The sequence below is a fragment of the Paenibacillus cucumis (ex Kampfer et al. 2016) genome, assembly GCF_019748695.1.
Taxonomy (GTDB): Bacteria; Bacillota; Bacilli; order Paenibacillales; family Paenibacillaceae; genus Paenibacillus; species Paenibacillus polysaccharolyticus.
Genome location: NZ_JACLIC010000073.1, coordinates 1 through 298, shown reverse-complemented (window position 1 = coordinate 298; position 298 = coordinate 1). Strand labels below are relative to the sequence as shown.

Genomic DNA, 298 nt, shown 5'->3' with positions numbered 1-298 from the left:
AATGGAACGACTTTTGGCTTTGCGCAAGCAAACCAAGGGAAGTGACAGCTCGAACACGAGCGACCTGGTTAAGCTACTAAGAGCACACGGAGGATGCCTAGGCGCTAGGAGCCGATGAAGGACGTGGCGAACAACGAAACTGCCTCGGGGAGCTGTAAGCAAGCTTTGATCCGGGGATGTCCGAATGGGGAAACCCAGCTGGGGTAATATCCAGTTACTCTTAACTGAATACATAGGGCAAGTAGAGGCATACCAGGGGAACTGAAACATCTAAGTACCCTGAGGAAGAGAAAACAAT

At 50.7% G+C, this 298-nt stretch carries 1 rRNA gene; it reads left to right on the top strand.

The features are described from left to right. Window positions 1–66: 66 nt before the first annotated feature. A 23S ribosomal RNA gene (locus H7T88_RS28485) occupies window positions 67–298 on the top strand; the annotation flags it as partial.